Here is a 19,683-nt window from a genome sequence, read left to right as displayed (position 1 = left end):
GCTCGGCCGGCTGGCGAAGGAACTCCGGTAACCTATTGTGGCGCCATGGTTTCCTTGACCGCCGCCACGAGCTGGCTGAGCGTGAAAGGCTTCGGCAGGAACGCAAACTGCTGGTTCTCCGGCAGGCTCTTCTCGAACGCATCCTCGGCATAGCCCGAGACGAAGATGATCTTGATCTCCGGATTGCGCTCGCGCATCGCCTTGAGCAGCGTCGGCCCGTCCATTTCCGGCATCACCACGTCGGACACCACGAGATCGAGCACGCCGTCGCACTCCTCCAGCGCCTCCATCGCCTCGACGCCGTTCGACGCCTCGATGACGCTGTAGCCCCGCGAGCGCAGGCCGCGCGCGTTCAGCGCCCGCAGGCCCTCCTCGTCCTCCACCAGCAGGATCGTCCCCTGCCCGGTCAGGTCGGCGCGCGGCTTCGGCGCATCGGCGGCAGCCGGCTCCTTGGCGGCGCCGTTGGCGGCGTGCGGCTCGACCTGGACCTCCGGCACGACGATGTGGCGCGGCAGGAAGATCTGGAACGAGGTCCCCTTGCCGACCTCGCTGTCGACATAGATGAAGCCGCCGGTCTGCTTGATGATGCCGTAGACGGTCGAGAGCCCGAGGCCGGTGCCCTTGCCGACCTCCTTGGTCGAGAAGAACGGCTCGAAGATCTTCTCGCGGATCTCTGCCGGAATGCCGGTGCCGGTATCGCTGATCTCGATGCGGACGTAGTCGGCGACCGGCATGCCCTTGTAGGCGGCCTGCGCGACCTCGTCGGCCGAGACGTTGGCGGTCCGCACCGACAGCTTGCCGCCATCGGGCATCGCGTCGCGGGCGTTGACCGCGAGGTTCACGACCACCTGCTCGAACTGCGAGACGTCGACCTTGACCGGCCAGAGGTCGCGGCCGTGAACCAGGTCGAGCTTGACCTTCTCGCCGATCAGCCGGCGCAGCAGCATCGTCAGGTCGGACAGTGCGTCGCCGAGATCGAGCACCTGCGGCCGCAATGTCTGCCGGCGCGAGAAGGCGAGCAGCTGCCGCACCAAGGTCGCGGCGCGGGTCGCGTTCTGCTTGATCTGCATGATGTCCTGGAACGACGGGTCGGTCGGCTTGTGCGCGTTCAGCAGGAAATCATTGGCCATCATGATGGCCGAGAGCACGTTGTTGAAGTCGTGGGCGATGCCGCCGGCGAGCTGGCCGACCATCTCCATCTTCTGCGACTGGTTGATCTGGTTCTCGAGCGCGCGGCGCTCGGTGGTCTCCAGCATGTAGACGATCGCAGCTTCCGTCTCGCGCTCGTCCTCGTCGACCGCGGTGACGAAGAACTGGCCGAAGCGCTCCTTCGGCCCGTCCAGCATCACCTCGACCGGCGGAATGTCCGCCTGCCCCTCGGCCGCCTGGTTGATCGCGGCGATCAGCAGATGCCGGTCGCGCTGACTGACGGCGCGGAAGATCGACTTCGCCGCCGCCGCATCGCCGCTGACGCTCTGCGCGAGCTTGGCGAAGCGGGCGTTGGCGCGCACCACGGCGCCGCCGCGGTCGACGGTCGCGATCGCCATCGGCGTATGGTCGAAGAAGCGCATGAAGCGCACCTCGGCGGCGCGCTCCGGATCGGAGCGCTCGTCGCGGGCGCGGCTGATGACGAGCGTGCGCGAGGCGCCTGGCTTGCCGTCGGCGCCGAAGGCGAGCTTATGGTAGAGCCGCGCCGGCATGGTCTTGCCACCGCGCATCTTCAGGTCGATGTCGAACACCTCGGTGCGGACCTCGCCGGGCACCGCGACGATCGAGCTGAGCAGCGAGGCACCGTCGCCCGAGACGACGTCGGCGAGCTTCAGCCCGCCCGAGCCGATCTCGGCGAGATCATAGTCGAGCCAGTTGGCGAGCGTGGCATTGACGTAGACGAGGCTGCCTTCCGGATTGACCGAGAAGAAGCCGCACGGCGCATGGTCGAGATATTCGATCGCGTGCTGCAGCTCCTGGAACACGTCCTCCTGGCGCTCGCGATCCCTGGTGATGTCGGCGATCGACCACACCGCGTAGCGGGCATGGCGCTTGGTCTGGCCGAGCGGGCGCACGCGCATCCGCAGCCAGCGCCCCTGCGCGCCTTCGGCCGCGGTGATGCGGACCTCCTCCTGCTGCCGCTTGCCCTCGCGCGCCGCCTTGAGCAGGCGGAACACCGCTTCGGACACATCGGGATTGCCGATGAAGACGCGCTCGACGGGACGCGCCTCCTGCGCGGTCGCTGCTCCCGTCATGTTGAGATAGGCGGCGTTGGCGTAGACGACATGGCCGCGCGGATCGGTCACCGCGAGGCCATCGAAGGCATGATCGGCGATCGCGCCCAACACCGGATCGTCGGTCGACTTGTCGGCGAAGCGGACGATGCCGGCGGCGAACGCGAACAGATTGAACAGGCCGACGGTGGCGAGCAGCGACAGCAGGCCGAGAATGTAGGGCTGCGCCTGGGCGCGGCCGATCGTCATCAGCGCGATCGCGACCGCGACGAGGCCGAACGCCACCAGAAGGATCAGCAGAATGCTGCCGCTGCGGCGCGGCCGCTCCGGCAGGCCCGCCTGATCCTGTAACCCATCATTGTCGGAATCGGCGCTCATGGCTCGGGGACGCGACCTGTCGGCTGGGAGCCCCAGCCCGTTCGCGCGGCTCCCCCTTCCACCTGCCTGAATCGACGGGTCAAGCGCAAGCCCGTCAAGCCGATATTCCATGATTTATCCGTATTTTGCGGTCCGTCCGGGGACCTGCTCGGTTGTCATTGCGGGCGCCCCGAGAGGTTGCGCCGCAGCCCCATCACGTAGCCGATGATCTCAGCGACCGCGTGATAATGTTCCACCGGGATCTCCTCGTCGATCTCGACCGTGGCATAGAGCGCGCGCGCCAGCGGCACGTTCTCGACGATCGGGATGTCGTGCGCCTTGGCGACCTCCCGGATCTTGAAGGCGATGTTGTCGACGCCCTTGGCGACGCAGACCGGTGCCGACATGCCGCGCTCGTAGGACAGCGCGACCGAGTAGTGCGTCGGGTTGGTGATGATCACGGAGGCCTTGGGAACCGCGGCCATCATGCGCTTCTTCATGCGCTGCTGGCGGATCTGCCGGATGCGGCCCTTGACGTGCGGGTCGCCTTCCGACTGCTTGAACTCCTCCTTCATCTCCTGCACCGACATCTTCTGGCGCTCGTACCATTGCCGGTACTGGAACAGGTAGTCGCCGATCGCGACCAGGGCGAGCAGCGCGACCACCGAGCCCATCAGATGCGTCGTCAGCGAGATCGTGACGCCGAGCAGCTCGCCGACGTCCATATGCAGCAGCGATTCCAGGCGCAGCCGCTCCGGCCACAGGATCATGACCATGACCGTGCCGAGCAGCACGAGCTTGAAGAGACCCTTGGCGAAATTGGCCGCGGCCTGCTTGCCGAACAGGCGCTTGGCGCCGGCCAGCGGAGAGATCTTGCTCAGGCTCGGCTTCATCGGCTCGCCCGACCAGACCAGGCGATGCTGCATCATGTTGCCGGCGATCGCCGCCAGCATCACCATCAGGATCGGCACGCCGATCGCCGCGATCACGGCGAACGACAGGCTGCGCGCCAGCGACAGCAGGCCGGCGCCGTCGGTCTGGATCATCCAGGAATTGGCGATCAGGTTGCGCATCGGCACCAGCACCGCGGTGCCGATCGAGCCCGAGAAGGTCGACATCACCAGGGTCGCGGAGGCGATCACGAACCAGGTGTTGAGCTCCTGGCTCTTGACGACGTCGCCGCGTTCGAGCGCCTGATCGAGCCGCTTTTGCGTCGGGTCTTCTGTTTTGTCTTCGGAATCGGCTTCATCGGCCATCGGTCAGGCCCCTCACCGCGGCATCATCTCGTGCATGACGCCTTCGAAATAGCCGAGAAACGTTCCCATCATCGCGGTCAGGACCAGCGCGAAGATCAGGAAGCCGATCAGGATCGAGAGCGGCGCGCCGACGAAATAGACCTGCATCTGCGGCATCAGCCGCGCCAAGACGCCGAGCCCGATGTTGAAGACCAGCCCGAACACCAGGAACGGCGCCGACAATTGCAGGCCGATCTTGAAGGCCGCGGCAAACGCCTTGGTCGCCAGCGAGGCGACGTCGCCGCTCGGGATCAATTCGCCGGGCGCGAAGATCTTGTAGCTGTCGCTGAGCGCGGCGATCACCAGGTGATGGCTGTCGGTCGAGAACAGCAGGGTCACGCCGAGCATGGTGAGGAAGTTGCCGATCAGGACGCCCTGCTGTCCCTGCGTCGGATCCACCGCGGTGACGAAGCCGAGCCCCATCTGCTGCGCGATCACGGAGCCCGCGACCTGCAGCGCCGACAGCGTCACCCGCGCCGTCGCGCCGAGCACGATGCCAATCACGATCTCGTGCACCATCATCACCAGCAGCGGCGACAACGCCTGCAAATCGACCTGATAGGCCTGACGGTGCAGCGGCAGCACGATCATCGTGAGCAGCAGCGCGGTCGCGAGCTTGATGCGGACGGGGATGTTGACCTCGCCGAGGCCCGGCAACAGCATCACCATCGCGCCCACGCGCGCGAAGGCCAGCATGAACACGGCGGCCAGCGCCGGAAGGAAGGAAATATCGATGCGCATCGTCCGCCGTCACGGCCCTTTCGACCGCATGCTGGTGCGGCACGGCGGTCTTTGAAGAGACAACCTGCGAATAGACAGCCTCAGACGAGTCAGCCTGCGAAGAGCTCGCCCGAAAGGCTGCCCGCGCACGGCCGAAAGCAGCAGCGCCCCCCGCACTGCTCCTTACGACCGCTCGCAGCGCCCTCACGCAGGCCTGCCCTGCCGCCCCGGACATTGCCTCATCCGCCGATGATTCGCGACGAGATCCGCATCATGTGCGAATGCAGCGCATCGGCCATGAACGGCAGCGCCAGCAGCAGCGTCACGAAGATCGCGATGATCTTCGGCACGAACACCAGCGTCTGCTCCTGGATCTGCGTGAGCGCCTGGAACAGCGAGACGACCACGCCGACCACGAGGCCGACCACCATCAGCGGCGACGACACCAGCACGATGGTCCAGATCGCATCGCGCGCCACATCGAGCGTTTCAGCTCCCGTCATGTCCTGTCGTTCCTCACTGTCGATCGGCTCCGGTCCGGCCCCCGCCTCAGCGCGCATCGCGCGCAGTCGCGGCAGACGGCAAATCCTCTGGGCGCATCAGGCACGTGGCGGCCTGAAGCGTTACGAGCTGCGCCTAGATCGTCATCTTCATCACGTCTTCATAGGCCTGGATCACACGGTCGCGCACCGACACCAGCGTCGACACCGCGACGTCGGTTTCGGCGACCGCCGTGACGACATCCATGACGTTTGCCTTGCCCGCGGCCATCGCGACCGCCTGACTGTCGGACTTGCGTCCGGCCTCCATCACGCTGCCGATCGCGTCCTTCAGCACCGCGCTGAATGACGGACCACCCTTGTCGGCGCCGTTGCCGCTACCGAGCACGTCGCGCACGCGCCCAAGGCTGCCGAAGGCACCGCTCGAGCCGCCGGCGTCGAGCACGCGGGCGGAATTCGCATAGGCATTCGCTGCGGAGATTGGGGAGGCCATGACTTTCGTTCCTGTCCTAGGTCTTCAGAATGTCGAGTGTGCGCTGGATCATGCGGCGCGTGGCGCCGATGATGTTCAAATTCGCCTCGTAGGACCGCTGTGCATCACGCATGTCGGTCATCTCGATGAGCGGATTGACGTTGGGGTACTTGACATTGCCGGACGCGTCCGCGGCCGGGTTACTGGGGTCGTATTTGACGCGGAACGACGATTGATCGGGCACCACCTTGCCGAGCGCCACCACCTTGGCATCGAGCGCACGGTCGAGCGCCGAGGTGAATGTCGGGACCTTGCGGCGATACGGATCGCCACCCGCCTTGGCGGCGGTCGAATCGGCATTGGCGATGTTCTCGGAAATGACGCGCATACGTCCCGCCTGCGCACGCAGGCCGGAGGTCGCGATGCTCATCGAGCGCAGGAAATCGCTGGAGTCGTTTGCCATGCTTGTCGGTCTCCGTCCTTAAACCCGAGCTCAGCCCTTGCCGATCGCCGTCTTCAACAGATGCAGGCTCTTGCCGTACAGCGAGGTCGCCGCGGCGTAGTCCATCTGGTTGGCGGAGACCTTCAGCATCTCCTCTTCGAGGCTCACCGCGTTGCCGGCGGGCCTCGTCTGAAATCCGACCTTGCGGTTCTGGTCGAAGCTCGCGCTCTCGCCCGACGACGGTGCGATGTGCGCGGTGCTGGTCCGGGTCAGCGACAGCGGCGCAAAGCCGCCGACCGCCTGGCCGGTTGAATCGAACTTCGGCTCAACCAGATCCTTCGGCTTGAAGTTGGGCGTATCCGAATTGGACACGTTCTCGGACAGCACGCGCTGGCGCTCCTGATGCCATTGCATCTTGGTCCGCAACGCCGACAACACGGGGATATCGTTGATGGACATGGCGCTGCTCGGTTGTGTCCGACTACCGGACGGTTTGGGTAGGTAGAAATTGCCGTGCATATGGTTAACAGGGAGTTAAGAAACGGTGCGGTGACCCCCGGGATGATCCCGGTGTTTTGACGATTTCTTAGGAAAGTGCCGGGCTCCCGGCCGACCGATGCATCATTCCGGGACGGCACGGCTCGCCAAGAAGTCGTTTTGGCCCGGCCGATTCATGGGTTATTAAGAGGCCGAGCGGCAGTTCCTGCCGTCATGCGTTAACAGGTTGGTTCCGGTTCTGAAGCTCCGTTCGCTGCCGGCGATGCGTTGGACAGACGAGAGACTTCGAAAGGACGCGGTATTTGCCGGGGACAGAGATGCAGGCACTGACGTTCTTTTTTGCATTCGTAGCGGTGCTGGCGCTGATCGGCCTCGCCGCGTGGCTGGTTCGTCGATTCGCGGGGAATCGTCTCGGCACCAACCCGAATCGCGGCCGCATGCCCCGGCTCGCCGTGATCGATGCCGCCGCCGTCGATGGCCGCCGCCGTCTCGTGCTCGTGCGCCGTGACAACATAGAGCATCTTCTGATGATCGGCGGGCCCACCGACATCGTGGTTGAGTCCAACATCGTGCGCGCCATGCCGGCGCGCGAGCAATTGCCGCAGCGGCCGGGCATCAATGCCGAGCCGCCGGCGGCGCGCATTGCGCCACTGCCGGATGCGCCGTCCTGGGCCGACAACGAGCCGAAGACCGAGGCCGCCGAGCCTGCCGAGCTGCAGATGCCGGAGCCGCCGCAGCGCCCGATGCGGCCGTCGTTCATCGATGAGGTTCGCCGCACGGCGCCGGCTGCCGCAGAGCGGCGTGAGCCGGCACCGGCATTCCCGCCGGAACCACCGCTCCCTCCGCGCCGTCCCGATCCCCGCCAGGACCTCCGGGCGGACGTCCGTGGAGAACCGCGCGGCGGAGACGAAGCCCGCCTGGAGCCGCGCCCCGAGCGGGTGGCCCGCGGTGAACCGGTGATGCCGCGCCCGCTGCGCCCCGCCGAGCCGCAACGCCAGGCCGAGGCGCCGCGCCCTTCCGAGGGGCCCCGGCTACCGCCGGTGCGGAATGCTGAGCGCGCAGCCGAGCGCGTCGAGCGCGTGGCGGCACCGCCGCTGCCGCCGGTGGCCCAGATGCCGCCGCCACCACCCCCGGCTGCCCCACCGCCCGTAGCGGCCGATTCGAGCGCCGAAGCCAATCTGGCCGAGATGGCGCAACGGCTCGAGGCCGCGCTGCGGCGTCCGTCAGCCGATCCGTCGGCTGCTCCGGCCTCGGGTCCCCCGGCGCTCCGGGCGGCCACGCGCAACGAGCCGGCTCCGGCGCAAGCCGCGCCGGTCAAGACCAGCTTCGAGAATCTGGAGGACGAGATGGCCTCGCTGCTCGGACGTCCGAAGTCGTCGCAGTGAGATCGCTGCTTCCCCCGCGTAGAGTTGTCTTCATCGCTGTTCTGACTGCCGCCGGTTTACTGGCGGGACCTGCTGCTGCGCAGGACATCAGCATCAATCTCGGCGGCGGTGGTGGCGGCGGCGTCACTGAACGCGCGGTCCAACTGATCGCGCTGCTCACGGTGCTGTCGATCGCGCCGTCGATCCTGATCATGATGACGTCGTTCACGCGCATCGTGGTCGTGCTGTCGCTGCTGCGCACGGCGATGGGCACAGCGACCGCGCCGCCCAACTCGGTCATCATCGCGCTCGCGATGTTCCTCACGGCCTTCGTGATGGGCCCGGTGCTGCAGAAATCCTATGATGACGGCATCCGGCCGCTGGTCGAGAACCAGATCGGCGTTGAGGACGCGCTGCAGCGCGCCTCGGTGCCGCTGCGCGGCTTCATGCAGAAGAACGTGCGAGAGAAGGACCTGAAGCTGTTCATGGACCTCTCCGGCGAGCCGCCGCCGGCGACGCCCGACGAGCTGTCGCTGCGCATCCTGGTGCCGGCCTTCATGATCTCCGAGCTGAAGCGCGCCTTCGAGATCGGCTTCCTGCTGTTCCTGCCGTTCCTGATCATCGACCTCGTGGTCGCCTCGGTCTTGATGTCGATGGGCATGATGATGCTGCCGCCGGTCGTGGTGTCGCTGCCGTTCAAGCTGATCTTCTTCGTGCTGGTCGACGGCTGGTCGCTGGTGGCAGGCAGCCTGGTGCAGAGCTATGGCGGGTAAGAAGAACCATGGCGCCCGATCCGGGCCTCGCCCTTCGAGACGCCCGCCTATGGCGGGCCCTCAGGGTGAGGGGAAGTAGCTTTCCCTGGCCGGCTTGGTCATCTGATTGGATCTCCCGCTCTGCGCTGAGATCAACGGCCGGCGATCGCCTGCTTGACACCCTGGATGCGCGGCAGGGCGCCGGTCGCCTCCGACGGGGCCTTCGCAGCATCCTTGCCGCCGTCCGGTCCTTTGCCGGTGGCATCCGGGAAGCGCGCGCGCATGTCGCGCAGGAAGCCGTCCAGCGTATCGACGCTCGCCGCCATCTTCGCGATCTGGGCGAATTCGGCGCTGGAGCCGCTCGCCGGCTTGCTGGCGACGTCGAACGCGATCTTGTCCGCCTCGCCGGTCATCAGCGGCGCATATTTCTCGCGGAAGCGGGCGAGGCCGATGGCGTCGTCGGCGAGCGCATAGCCGACCACGGCGCGCAGGATGTCGCCGCGCTCGGCCGGATTGAGCGGGCGGAAATCGCGCCAGCGATCGCCGTAGTAGAGCTCGATCTGCTCGGACGCCTCGCGCCAGCGCCGCGACGCCCAGTAGATGTCGGAGCGCAGCCGGATCGCCTCGCGGCCGCCGATGTTGCTGATGATGTCCAGCCCGAGGTCGTAACGACCGATGTCGCTGTTGGCGCGCGCCTCCAAGAGCAGCCGCTGCTGGCGCAGCTCGCCCGCGAGATCGGCGATGCGGGTGGTGCGCAGCGCCTCGATGGCACGGTCCGGCTTGCGGTTGGTGAGGTAGACCATGGCGAGACGCGCGGCGACCTGGGCGCGCGCCGCACCTTCGAGGCGATGGTCGACCTGGTATTGCAGAAGCTCGGCGGCCTGGTCGAGCAGGTCGATGCCGACCAGGCGGTCGGCGAGCTTGCGGATCATCTCGTCGCCGCGGCGGCCGATCGGAGTCAGCTCGCGAAACCCGTAGAAGATGCTGAGCGCATCGACCGGCGGAAGCTCGTCGGCCTTGCCGCTCAGGAACAGCTGCGAGAACAGGCGGGAGGCTGCATCCTGGGCCTGCCGCGCCAAGTCGGAGTTGGGCATCAGGCGGGTGGCCTGGCGCGCGGCCTCGAGCGAGTCCGCGTAGCGCCCGGCCTCCTCATAGAGCTGCGCCATCATCTGCAACGTCTGCACCTCGATCGCATCGCCGCGCCAGATCGCCTGCAAGGTCTCCAGCTCCTTCAGCGCGTCGGACGGCTTGATCTCGCCGCGCTTCTGCAGGAGCTTGATCTCCAGCAGCTTGGCCTCGGCGGCTGCCGGGCGGTCGTCGGAGTTCACGGCGAAGCGATAGTCGTCGAGCGCGTCCTTCTCCTGCGCCATCGCCTCGGCGAGCCGGCCGCGCAGCACGGCGATGTCGGGCTTCATGTCTGCGGGCACGCCGATCACGTCGATCTCGGCGCGCCGCTTGGCGGCACCGGCGAAATCCTTGATCTCGAGCGCCGACTTCATCGCATCCGCGATCACGATGCGCTGCAGGTCGAGCGGCAGCGAGGCGATGGCGAACTCGACGTTCTTCAGCTTCTCGCGCGCGTCCGCAAACTTGCCTTGCCGGGCGAAAGCGAGGCCCTTCCACATCTGGGAGTCGAAATTGTTGCCGATCGACGGCGTGGCGAGATCCTTGAGGCCCTGGTCCGGCCGGCCCATCAGGATGCTTGCCACCGCGTGGATCATCAGCATGGCGGTCTCGTCGGTGCGCGGATCGGCGTCGGAGATCATCAGATTGGTGACACCGCGCGCTTCCGGATACATCGCTCGCGCCATGTAGAAGCGCGCCAGCGCCAGCCGCGTCTGCGCCCGCCGCTCCGGCTCGGCGTTGGCCGCGGCCTTGATCAGGAGATCCTCGCGCGGCACGAACGGCTGAGTCTGGTTCTGCTGCCATTCGTCGATGTCGAACATCGGCCTGACAGCGGTCGGCGCCCGTTCCGGCGAAAAGCCGATCGACGACAGCGTCAGCCCGCCCGGCCGGCCCAGGATCACCTTGTCAGGCGCGATCTCGACGGCGATGTCATCCGAATTCGGACGCACGGCGATGCCGTGGATGGAATCGAGCAGCGACAGATCGACGAAATCCTGGCGCTTGATGAAGCCCCGGATCGGCGGCGGCGCCGTCACGACCAGCAGCGTGTCGCCGGCATCCGGGTCGGTCAGGCGGTGCAGCATGCCGGCTCCGGGATTGGCGAGCGGCACCATCACATTGGCAAGCGCGGGATCGGTGACGTTGCGCATCACCATCAGCGGCTGCTGATTGGCCTGGCCCTTGTCGGCGAACGACAGCGTCCAGCTGCGCCCGCCATCATCGCTGCCGAGCGAATGCATCTGCGGGCGGTTGAGCCGGATCCGGATCGCCTGCCCGTTATCGAGCGGCATCCTGTTGACCTCGCCGATGATGGCGCCGCCCTTGGCGCGGATGGGCTCGACGTCGACGGGCTTGGTCGAATCGAACACCATCCATACCGTATCGCCGCGGCGGAACAGCGCCGCCGGCGTAACCTGGCCGAAGCCGAAGGTGAGCCGCAGGCCCTCGCTGTCGCGCAAGGCCTCCAGGGTGGCGGCTCCATTGGCTGCCTTCTCGGCCGGCTTGGTTTCGGCAGGCTTGGTTTCGGCCGACTTGGTTTCGGCCGACTTGGCCTCTACAGCCTTGGCATCGGCCGACTTGCTCTCGACGGGCTTGGCGGCTTCGGCTTTGCCGGCCTCCGGCTTCATCGCCTCGGGCTTCGCCGGTTCGGATTTGGCCGCCTCGGATTTGACAGCTTCAGGCGCAGCAGCTTCAGGCTTGGGGAGCTCGGGCGCGGCTTCGGCCTTCGCGGCGGCCGGCGCGGCAGCAGCAGCTGCCGACGGCGCAGGCTCGGCCGCGGGCTCGGTGGCTGGCGCCGCGACCGCAGGCGCCGGCTTCGCCTCCGTCTTCATCTCCTTGGCGATGGTGTCGGAGGTCGGCGGCACGATCTCCGGCTGCGCAGCCTGCTTCGGCTTGTCACCATTGGGCTTGCTGCCGTTGGGTTTCTCGGCCGCGGCCGCCTTGGCGCCCGGCAGCGTGTCCGAGGAGACTGCGGAAACCTTCTTGTCCGGCTGCTGATAGGCGACGTCGATGTTGTAGTTCTTCTCCTCGCGGAAGGCGCGAACGTCGACCTCGCCGATCAGGCCGATCTCGACGACGGTCCTGCTGCCGTCGATGCGCTGGTTGATCGCGGCGACGTTGGGCGGCGAAACGATCTTGGCGTCGGCGAGATCGAAGGACAGCGGCGCGGTGAAGAACAGCGACAGCTTCTGGTCGTTGAGCACCGAGGAGATGCCGACGCCGTCGGGGATCTCGAACACGAAGCGCACGAAGGTCGGCTGCACCAGCGCGCGCACGCGGATCGGCGGCCGCTTCTTCGATTCCGCCTCGGCGCGCTGCAGCCGCAGCGCCTTCTCGGCGGCGCGCGCGCGCTCGGCGAGCTCGCGCACGACCTCGGCCGGCAGCGGCGGCGGCGGGCCGGTCCAGCTGTCGGGCAACAGGTCGATGAAGACGCGCTCGCCCGCGGTCATGGTGTTGACGCGGACCTTGCGCGACAGCGACAGCCGCAGCGCCGAGCCGTCGGGGTCGCCGCGGGCCGACGAGATGTAGTCGGGCGCCGCATCGACCCAGCGGTCGATCGGAACGGTGGCGGGGCGATCGAACCTGATCAGCAGAATCGAGCCGGCGGTGGTGACGTCGGCGCTGACGTCCTCGGCGAATTTCAGCACCAGCCGCGCATAGCCGTCCTGAGCCGACAGGCTCGCCTCGCCCGGCACCGGTGCAGCGCCCGCCGCGACCGTGGACAGCACCAGGCCGATGACGATGGCCGACAGCAGCGCGAGGCCGGCGCGCGCCCGTGCGCGGGCCTTCGACCGCAATCCAATGGGAGTCGTGCGCGCCATGGTCACAAGCTTCCGGTTCGACATCCGCAACTTGACGGATACGCCTGCCCCGCCACGCCGGAAATCTAGGTGCCGGCGTTTAAGGGCGCATTAAACATGCGGCTCAATTGCTCTTCACGGGCACGATCTTGCCTTCGATCTTCGGCAGCTCGGCGCTCGCCTCGGGCCGTTCGGCGCCGGCCCGGCGGGCGAGCTCGACCGTGAGCCGTTCGGCCGCCTCCGGCGTCATCAGGCCGAGAATGTCGGACATCTTGCGTGGCGCGATCTGCGAGGCGATCTCGATCAGCACCGACATCTCGAGCCGGTCGAACACCTTGGCGGCGTCCTTCGGCTTCATGCCCTCGTACATCGTGACGATGCTCTTGAAGCGGGCGTTGTCGGCCTCGGTCTTGGCGGCCTGCGCGCCGGAGATGCGGCCCTCGATCGCCTTCATCTCCTCGGTCTTGGACTGGATGCGCTGCTCGGCGGCGCGCAACAGGCTCTCGCGGATGTCGATCTCGCGCGCGCGCGCGTCGAGCTCCTGGCGGCGCGACTGCAGCCGCTCGAGGATCGCCTTCTCCGCCGGCGACACCTGCTGCTGGTTCTCCTCGGGCTTGATCACGACGCCCTCGGGCTTGGTGTCCGGAGCGGCGGGCTTGGGCGCCTCCTCCTTCTTCTCCTTCGGCGCGCCGTGCGTGGAGCCGGTGACGATGTCATTGTCCTCGCGGCCTGGATAGCCGAGGTTCTCCTGAGCCCAGGACCGCTTGGTCGGGTGAGGGTCGTAGTCGAAAACGTAGCCGCCATCGATCACCAGGCCGGCCACCTTCAGGACGGCGAGGCAGGCCACCGCGATCAGGACGACGGGAATGACGCGGATGTTACGAAACGCATTCATGCGGCAAGGCCACCAGTCCTTCGACGTTCGGAGAATGCCTGGGCCGCGGCGGCAACCGCCTTGGCACCGGAGACGCGCACCGGCTCGGTCGTGATCGCCGGCACAGGCGCCGGCGCCGGCTCGGGCGCGGCGTCAGGCGAGGTGATGGGTCGCGCGGCGCTGGCGATGCGCGAGAGACGGCGCACCACGCCGTCGCTCTCGGCGAGCTGCTTGCGCAACTGGTCGGACATCTGCGTCGCGGCGGCGAGCTGATTGCCGAGATTGTCGTTGACGTCGCGCACCGCGAGCTTGAGGCCGCCGATCGCGCGCTCGGCGATCTCGGTCGCGGTGATCAGCTCAGCGATCACGGCCTTGAGCGAATGCTCGTCGGCCTTCAGCCGCTTCAGCCTGGAATTCAGCAGCATGCAATAGCCGATGGTCAGCACCAATAGGACCGCCACCAGGCTTTCGATGATCAATCCGAGGGAGTGGTTCATTGGGCCTCCATCAACTTGTTCTGGCCTTCGGCGCCTTCGAACATCGCAAGCGTCGTATTCGGCTTGCGCAAATTCTTGGTGACACGGATCGCGACGCGGTCTCCGACCCGACCCATCCGCCCCTCCGTCAGCATGGTGCTGCCGCAGCGGACCGCGACCAGCGCATCGGGACGGATGTCGAGCGGCAGGGTGTCGCCGACCTTCAGCTTCATGAGCTGCTTCAGCGGCACGTCGGCCTCGTAGAGCACGGCGTCGACGGCGATCTCGGCCTTGGTGATCTCGGTGGCGAAGTGGCCTTCCCAGACGGGATCGCGGCCGAACTTCTCACCCATGAACATCTGCAACAGCACCGGCCGGATCGGCTCGATGGTCGCGTAGGGCAGCAGCAGCTCGATGTTGCCGCCGCGGTCTTCCATGTCGATCCGCAGCTTCACCAGGATCGCGGCGTTGGCGGGCCGGCTGATCGCGGCGAAGCGCGGGTTGGTCTCGAGCCGGTCGATGGTGAAGCGCACCGGCGACAGCGGCCGGAACGCCTGCTCGGCATCGCTCAGCACCACCTCGATCAGGCGCTTGACCAGGTTGGTCTCGATCGTCGTGTAGGGGCGGCCCTCGACGCGGAGCTGGGTGTTGCCGCGGCGGCCGCCGAGCAGCACGTCGATGATCGAATAGATCAGGGTCGAATCGACGGTGGCGAGCCCGAAATTCTCCCACTCCTCCGCCTTGAACACGCTGAGCACGGCCGGCAGCGGGATCGAGTTCATGTAGTCGCCGAAGCGCACCGAGGTGATGCGGTCGAGCGAGACTTCGACGTTGTCGGAGGTGAAGTTGCGCAAGGACGTCGTCATCAGCCGCACCAAGCGGTCGAAGACGATTTCGAGCATCGGCAGACGCTCGTAGGAGACCATCGCCGAATCGATGATCGCGCGAATGCCGGAATGGTCGTCGAGACTGACCTCGCCGGCGGTGAAGCCGAGGAGGTTGTCGATCTCCTCCTGCGACAGCACCCGCTCGCCGCCGTTCTTGGTGGCGCCGAAATCGCGGCTGCCGTCCTCGACCATCGCGGCCCATTGCAGGGCCATCGATTCGGTGAGTTCGTTGGCTGCTGCGGCTTCCGCGGCCTCTGTGGGATCCTCCGAGTCGAGCGAGGCTTCCCATTGCGCGGCTATCGCATCTTGGTCGACTTGATCGTTGCCAGCCATGATCGTTGCGCTTCTTTGCCTTACTGGACCACGATTTCCTTGAACAACACCGCGTTGACCTGGTTGGGCGCCAGCGCGACGTTGACCCGCTTGGTGAGCTCCTCCTTGAGCCGGAACAGGCCCGCCGAGCCGTTGAGGTCGCTCGGCCGGAGCTCGCGCAAATACGTCTGGAAGATGTCGGTGACGCGCGGAAGCGTCGGCTTGATCGTCTCGACCTGCTTCTCCTCCTTCACCTCGAGCACGATCTTCACTTTCAGATATTGGACGCGGTCACCGGGATTGCCGACCAGGTTGACGAGAAGGTCCGGCACCTCGACGAAGGCCGGCGGCTTCGGCGGCGGCGCCGCCTCGGCGTGATGCTCGTCGTTCTTGTGGCTGAAGAAGAAGAAATAGCCCGCACCGCCGACGCCGAGCAGCGCCAGCGCGCCGACGACCATGATGATCAGCTTGAGCTTGCTCTTCGGCGAGCCTGCTTGCTCCTCGCCTTCGCCTGCTCCGGCTTCGTTCTCGGCCATAGCTTTCGGATCCTTCCGGAAAATCGAGCCGATGCCGCCAGAAAGCTTAATGACGCGAAACCAACGCTCCCAGCGCATCTGCGCTTTGTTGAGGGAACGCTACGGTAACAATGGTTAACGGAAGCTTTCTTTTGCCGAGGCGGTGGGAAAAACTTGCCGGGCAATTATGGTTAGCGAGACGTTATTGCCGGGTGTTCTGAACCCGCACTGAAATCCAAACCATTGATTTATCGATAGTTTCAGAGTTGGCACGGCTTTCGCTGTACCCCTTGCGAACCCGCCGGCTTGGGAGAGCTGAACGGTTCTGGAAGACCCGGTCGAGACCGCCTTGGGAGAGGTGCCGCGAACGGGATTCGTTAAGAGGGGAGATCGACCGGTGGAGAATGCGCTTCTCATCGGATTGTCGCGGCAGATGGTGCTGGAGCGACAACTCGACGTCGTTGCCAACAACGTCGCCAACGTCAACACCAACGGCTTCAAGGCCGATCAGCAGCTGTTCGAGGAGTATCTCTCCTCCGGCGCGCATGAGGACAATTTTCCGGTAGCCGGCCGCAGGGTCTCCTATGTGCAGGACCGCGGCACCTATCGCGACTTCTCGCAGGGCTCGATGCAGCGCACCGGCAACGCGCTCGACGTCGCCGTCACGGGCGACGGCTTCCTGACGGTGCAGACCGCGGCCGGCGAGCGCTACACCCGCGATGGCAATCTGCACATGAACAACCTCGGCCAGCTCGTCACCGCCGCCGGCGACCTCGTGCTCGGCACCGGCGGTCCGATCGTGTTCCAGCAGACCGACCACGACATCAACATCTCGCCCGACGGCACCGTGACGGTGGTCGAGGGCCTCAACCGCACCGACTCGATCCGCGGCAAGCTGCGCATCGTCAACTTCGCCGATCCGCAGGCCGCGCAGAAGCAGGGCAACAACCTCTACGCCGCCGCCGCCGGCGCCACCGCACAGCAGGACACCAAGTCGACCGTGCAGCAGGGCTACATCGAGAAGTCGAACGTCAGCGCGGTCGGCGAGATGAGCAAGATGGTCGAAGTGATGCGTGCCTACACCCAGGTCGCCAACATGCTGCAGGTCCAGAGCGACCTGCGCAAGAACGCGATCGAGAAACTCGCCGACGTTCCGGCCTGACAGATCTTGAAGGAGACGTGACATGCAGGCGCTTCACACCGCTGCGACCGGAATGGCGGCACAGGAACTCAACGTTCAGGTGATCTCCAACAACATCGCCAACCTCCGCACCACCGGCTTCAAGAAGCAGACGGTGGCGTTCCAGGACCTGATCTACGAGCACATGCGCCGCGTCGGCGCGCAGTCGTCGGACCAGGGCACGATCCTGCCCGTCGGCATCGACATCGGCGGCGGCGTCAAGACCGTCGGCACGCCGCGCTCGATGACCCAGGGCACGCTGTCGCAGACCGGCAACGACCTCGACCTCGCGATCTCGGGCGAGGGCTTCTTCAAGGTGCTGATGCCCGACGGCACCTTCCAGTACACCCGCGACGGCACCTTCCAGATGGACAATCAGGGCCGCATCGTCACCGCCCAGGGCAACCCGGTGCAGCCGACCATCACGATCCCGCAGAACGCCTCGGGCATCACGGTCAACGCGCAGGGCCAGGTCTCGGTGACGCTGCCGGGCTCGACCACCTCGAACATCATCGGCCAGCTCCAGATCACGCGCTTCATCAACAAGGCCGGCCTGCAGCCGGTCGGCAACAACCAGTTCACCGACACCCCCTCCTCCGGGCCGCCGCAGGACGGCGTCGCCAACCAGGACGGTCTCGGCAGCATCACCCAGGGCAGCCTGGAGCAGGCCAATGTCGACGTCGTCAGCGAGATGAGCGAGCTGATCGCCGCGCAGCGCGCCTACGAGATGAACGCGAAGGTCATCTCGGCCGCGGACCAGATGCTGCAGTCGACCACGGCGCTGTTCCGCTGAGGTTCGAAGGGAGATCACCGTCATGACCCGTACCGTCCGTCCCTTCCTTCTTGCGGCTGCCCTGCTCGCCTCGACTGCGCTCTCGGCGCTGGCCGGCGAGGCCGACGACCAGATCAAGGCGCCCGTGCTGCGCTCCACCGTGAACGTCACCGGCGACATCGTTCGCGTCGGCGACCTGATCGACAATGCGGGCGTCGCGGCCAACATCGCCGTCTACCGCGCGCCCGACCTCGGCACCACCGGCGTGCTGCCGGCCGCGCAGGTGATCGCGACCCTGCGCACCCACCAGGTGATCGGCGTCGAGGTCCGCGACATCAAGGAGGTCGCGGTCACGCGGCTGGCGCGCGCCGTCGATGCCAAGGAGATCGGCGCGGCGGTGGCCCAGGCGCTCGATCACCGCAACGGACTTGGCGATGCCGCGAACCTCAGCATCAGCTTCGACCAGCCGGTGCAGGACCTCAAATTCGAGGCGTCGATGTCGGGCACGCTGGCGCCGACCAGCGTCCGGTTCGACCCACGCAGCGGCCGCTTCGACATCACCTTGGAGCTCGGCCAGGCCAATGGCGCTGGTACGACCAAGCTGCGCTACACCGGCACGGCGATCGAGACCGTCGAGGCCGTGGTGCTGACCCGCAACATCGATCGCAACGAGATGATCCGCTCCGGCGACCTGCAGACCGAGCGACGGCCGCGTGCCGAGCTCGGCGGCGGCGAACCCGCCTCGCGCGAGCTCGCGGTGGGCATGCAGATGCGCCGCCCGGCGCGCGCGGGCCAGGCGCTCAAGACCACCGACCTCGCCAAGCCCGACCTCGTGCAGCGCGACCAGGCGGTCACGCTGATCTTCCAGACCGCAGGCATCTATCTCACCACGCGCGGCAAGGCGCTGGAGTCGGGCACCGAAGGCGATGTCGTCAGCGTGCTCAATCTGCAGTCCAAGCGCACCGTGACCGGCCGCGTCTCGGGTCGCGGCCAGGTCTCCGTCGACATCGCCGTCGCCAAGCCGGCGCAGACCTCCGAAGCGGACATCGCCGCGCCCGTGGCCGTCGCCAGCCGCCTTCCCACCTCCGCCACCCCGAAAGCCGAGTAAGTTTCATGTCGAAGTTCAAGTTTGATGATCGGGGCGCATCGAGCCTGCGCCGGGTCGCGCTGATCTCGGTCTCCTTCGCGGTGCTGTCGATCGCCGGCGGATGCTCCTCGATCGACCGTCTCAGCCAGATCGGCGAGCGGCCGAAGCTGACGGAGATCGACAATCCGACCACGCAGCCGGGCTACAAGCCGGTACAGATGCCGATGCCGAAACCCGAGACCGTGTCCTACGCGCCGAACTCGCTGTGGCGTAACGGCTCGCGCGCCTTCTTCAAGGACCAGCGCGCCCGTCAGGTCGGCGACCTCCTGACCGTCACGGTCAGCATCTCCGACAAGGCCAATTTCGCCAACGAAACCCAGCGCAGCCGCACCAACAAGGAGGATTCGGGCATCACCGACTTCATCGGCGCGAAGACGCTCGGCGTGCAGGCGCAGAAGGTGCTGCCCGGCCGCATCCTGACCGCCGACGGCACCTCGTCCTCCGACGGCAAGGGCACCATCCAGCGGTCGGAGTCCCTGACCACCAGCGTCGCCGCGGTCGTGACCCAGGTGCTGCCGAACGGCAACCTCGTCGTCGAAGGCAAGCAGGAGATCCGGGTCAACTACGAGATCCGCGAGCTGATCGTGGCCGGCATCGTCCGCCCCGAGGACATCCAGAGCGACAACACCATCGACTCCACCAAGATCGCCCAGGCCCGCATCTCCTACGGCGGCCGCGGCCAGATCACCGACATCCAGCAGCCGCGCTACGGCCAGCAGGTCATGGACATCCTGCTGCCGTTCTGAGGCAAACCTCAGCATCAAGGACCGGGCGGAGCGCCGCCCGGTCGCACTGGAAGCCGCCCATGCGATGACCTCGCAAGGCGCAAATCGAAACGAGGACCAGGACACACGACCGAAATCCCTCCCCAGGCGGGAGGGTCGGACAAGGGATTGGCCGAGCGCGATATGGGTCATGGCGCATGACCCCGCAGCCGCCGCCCTTCTCTGAAAACGAGCTCCCACATTGCCC

At 66.6% G+C, this 19,683-nt stretch carries 18 protein-coding genes; 6 read left to right on the top strand and 12 right to left on the bottom strand.

All coding sequences use genetic code 11. The annotated features are described in order from the left end of the window. Positions 1-32 precede the first annotated feature (32 nt). The 7 genes from cckA to flgB all read right to left on the bottom strand — a co-directional run bounded on the left by cckA (position 33) and on the right by flgB (position 6,467). Complete coding sequence (gene cckA / locus ACQR1D_RS09645; RefSeq protein ID WP_434837871.1) at positions 33-2,600, bottom strand: cell cycle histidine kinase CckA; 2,568 nt, start codon at positions 2,598-2,600, stop codon at positions 33-35. A gap of 155 nt (positions 2,601-2,755) precedes the next feature. After that, a complete protein-coding gene (gene flhB, locus ACQR1D_RS09640) occupies positions 2,756-3,835 on the bottom strand; it encodes a flagellar biosynthesis protein FlhB (protein WP_434837870.1) in 1,080 nt (359 codons plus the stop codon). Positions 3,836-3,847: 12 nt separating this feature from the next. Further along, a complete protein-coding gene (fliR, locus tag ACQR1D_RS09635; protein ID WP_315716025.1) occupies positions 3,848-4,615 on the bottom strand; it encodes a flagellar biosynthetic protein FliR in 768 nt (255 codons plus the stop codon). A 218-nt stretch (positions 4,616-4,833) separates the two neighbouring features. Beyond that, on the bottom strand, positions 4,834-5,097 hold the full coding sequence (gene fliQ / locus ACQR1D_RS09630) for a flagellar biosynthesis protein FliQ (protein ID WP_008965881.1): 264 nt from the start codon (positions 5,095-5,097) through the stop codon (positions 4,834-4,836). A gap of 133 nt (positions 5,098-5,230) precedes the next feature. Further along, entirely contained in the window at positions 5,231-5,587 is a 357-nt protein-coding gene (fliE, locus tag ACQR1D_RS09625) for a flagellar hook-basal body complex protein FliE (protein WP_315738761.1), read from the bottom strand. Positions 5,588-5,603: 16 nt separating this feature from the next. Then, positions 5,604-6,029 carry a flagellar basal body rod protein FlgC gene (gene flgC / locus ACQR1D_RS09620; RefSeq protein ID WP_315716023.1) on the bottom strand — a complete coding sequence of 142 codons (426 nt, stop codon included), beginning with the start codon at positions 6,027-6,029 and terminating at the stop codon, positions 5,604-5,606. A gap of 30 nt (positions 6,030-6,059) precedes the next feature. Next, positions 6,060-6,467: a flagellar basal body rod protein FlgB gene (flgB, locus tag ACQR1D_RS09615; RefSeq protein ID WP_315804287.1), complete on the bottom strand. Its 408-nt coding sequence runs from the start codon at positions 6,465-6,467 to the stop codon at positions 6,060-6,062. Between the two features lie 356 nt (positions 6,468-6,823). Here flgB and ACQR1D_RS09610 point away from each other — a divergent pair, with 356 nt between their 5' ends. Together ACQR1D_RS09610 and fliP are read left to right on the top strand one after the other, a co-directional pair. Next, positions 6,824-7,891, top strand: coding sequence for a flagellar biosynthetic protein FliO (locus ACQR1D_RS09610; protein ID WP_434893826.1), 1,068 nt, complete (start codon positions 6,824-6,826; stop codon positions 7,889-7,891). After that, positions 7,888-8,643, top strand: a complete 756-nt coding sequence (gene fliP / locus ACQR1D_RS09605) for a flagellar type III secretion system pore protein FliP (RefSeq protein ID WP_316238731.1) — start codon at positions 7,888-7,890, stop codon at positions 8,641-8,643. The genes ACQR1D_RS09610 and fliP overlap by 4 nt, the downstream gene beginning before the upstream one ends. A gap of 131 nt (positions 8,644-8,774) precedes the next feature. Here fliP and ACQR1D_RS09600 read toward each other — a convergent pair whose 3' ends face one another. The 5 genes from ACQR1D_RS09600 to fliL all read right to left on the bottom strand — a co-directional run bounded on the left by ACQR1D_RS09600 (position 8,775) and on the right by fliL (position 15,633). Continuing rightward, on the bottom strand, positions 8,775-12,569 hold the full coding sequence (locus ACQR1D_RS09600; protein WP_434863772.1) for a tetratricopeptide repeat protein: 3,795 nt from the start codon (positions 12,567-12,569) through the stop codon (positions 8,775-8,777). A gap of 103 nt (positions 12,570-12,672) precedes the next feature. Next, a complete protein-coding gene (locus ACQR1D_RS09595; protein WP_315804291.1) occupies positions 12,673-13,443 on the bottom strand; it encodes a flagellar protein FlbB in 771 nt (256 codons plus the stop codon). Then, positions 13,440-13,919 carry a DUF6468 domain-containing protein gene (locus tag ACQR1D_RS09590; RefSeq protein WP_315804292.1) on the bottom strand — a complete coding sequence of 160 codons (480 nt, stop codon included), beginning with the start codon at positions 13,917-13,919 and terminating at the stop codon, positions 13,440-13,442. The genes ACQR1D_RS09595 and ACQR1D_RS09590 overlap by 4 nt, the downstream gene beginning before the upstream one ends. Further along, on the bottom strand, positions 13,916-15,118 hold the full coding sequence (gene fliM / locus ACQR1D_RS09585) for a flagellar motor switch protein FliM (RefSeq protein WP_315804293.1): 1,203 nt from the start codon (positions 15,116-15,118) through the stop codon (positions 13,916-13,918). The genes ACQR1D_RS09590 and fliM overlap by 4 nt, the downstream gene beginning before the upstream one ends. A gap of 20 nt (positions 15,119-15,138) precedes the next feature. Beyond that, positions 15,139-15,633, bottom strand: a complete 495-nt coding sequence (gene fliL / locus ACQR1D_RS09580) for a flagellar basal body-associated protein FliL (RefSeq protein WP_316238733.1) — start codon at positions 15,631-15,633, stop codon at positions 15,139-15,141. 376 nt (positions 15,634-16,009) lie between these two features. On the opposite strand from fliL, the gene flgF reads away from it, so the two are divergent. Genes flgF through flgH form a run of 4 tightly spaced genes read left to right on the top strand, consistent with a single transcriptional unit; the run spans position 16,010 to position 19,457 of the window. Beyond that, positions 16,010-16,774 (top strand): flagellar basal-body rod protein FlgF, encoded by a 765-nt coding sequence (flgF, locus tag ACQR1D_RS09575; RefSeq protein WP_316180437.1) that lies wholly within the window; start codon positions 16,010-16,012, stop codon positions 16,772-16,774. A gap of 22 nt (positions 16,775-16,796) precedes the next feature. Further along, on the top strand, positions 16,797-17,585 hold the full coding sequence (gene flgG / locus ACQR1D_RS09570; RefSeq protein ID WP_315804296.1) for a flagellar basal-body rod protein FlgG: 789 nt from the start codon (positions 16,797-16,799) through the stop codon (positions 17,583-17,585). 22 nt (positions 17,586-17,607) lie between these two features. Beyond that, positions 17,608-18,672, top strand: a complete 1,065-nt coding sequence (gene flgA / locus ACQR1D_RS09565) for a flagellar basal body P-ring formation chaperone FlgA (RefSeq protein ID WP_316180435.1) — start codon at positions 17,608-17,610, stop codon at positions 18,670-18,672. A 5-nt stretch (positions 18,673-18,677) separates the two neighbouring features. Next, positions 18,678-19,457, top strand: a complete 780-nt coding sequence (gene flgH, locus ACQR1D_RS09560; RefSeq protein WP_315804298.1) for a flagellar basal body L-ring protein FlgH — start codon at positions 18,678-18,680, stop codon at positions 19,455-19,457. Positions 19,458-19,683 lie beyond the last annotated feature (226 nt).

Source organism: Bradyrhizobium sp. HKCCYLRH2047 (assembly GCF_051168175.1).
Classification (GTDB): domain Bacteria; phylum Pseudomonadota; class Alphaproteobacteria; order Rhizobiales; family Xanthobacteraceae; genus Bradyrhizobium.
Note: the sequence above shows the minus strand (reverse complement) of the source record. Positions and strands in the feature narration are given on the sequence as shown.